At 68.2% G+C, this 239-nt stretch carries 1 pseudogene; it reads left to right on the forward strand.

Features of this window, described 5'->3' with window-relative positions:
* Window positions 1-224 (forward strand): annotated as a pseudogene (locus SB719_RS22390) (peptidase); the annotation flags it as partial.
* Window positions 225-239: the final 15 nt, after the last annotated feature.

Here is a 239-nt window from a genome sequence, read left to right on the forward strand (position 1 = left end):
TGGACGACGCTCGCTTCGACGATGCCAGCGCCAGCGCGTGGTACGGCGTCGCCAACTCGGCCTTCGTCGACAGCATCGTCATCGGCTATCTCGACGGCAACCAGACGCCGTTCCTCGACCAGGAAGAGGGCTTCACGGTCGACGGCGTCGCCTGGAAGGTCCGCCTCGACGCCGCGCCGGCCATCGCCGACTACCGCGGCATCTTCAAGAACCCCGGCGCGTGACGGGAAGGGGCTGAC

This window comes from Pantoea sp. SIMBA_079 (genome assembly GCF_046940275.1).
Classification (GTDB): domain Bacteria; phylum Pseudomonadota; class Gammaproteobacteria; order Enterobacterales; family Enterobacteriaceae; genus Pantoea; species Pantoea borealis.